The following is a 244-nucleotide window of genomic DNA, read 5'->3' on the forward strand; positions in this document are numbered from 1 at the left end:
GTTGTGGCCGAGCAGGTCGGCAAACCGGCGCACGATCGACAGGCCGAGCCCGATGCCCGCCTTGTCGCCGGCGCTGGTCTCGCCGCGTTGAAACTCGACGAAGATGGCTTCGCGCTGGGCTTCCGGATCATGCCGTCGTCTGCCGTGGTCCGCTCCGATCCGCTGATGCTGCGCCGGATCCTGCAGAACCTCGTCGCCAATGCGCTGCGCTACACCCAGCGCGGCACCGTGCTGATGGGATGCC

The 244-nt window shown here is 68.0% G+C and carries 1 pseudogene; it reads left to right on the forward strand.

Going from position 1 to position 244, the window contains the following annotated elements:
* A pseudogene (locus FNJ47_RS48315) lies at positions 1–244 on the forward strand (hypothetical protein); the annotation flags it as partial.

This window comes from Bradyrhizobium uaiense (assembly GCF_010811875.1).
Classification (GTDB): domain Bacteria; phylum Pseudomonadota; class Alphaproteobacteria; order Rhizobiales; family Xanthobacteraceae; genus Bradyrhizobium; species Bradyrhizobium uaiense.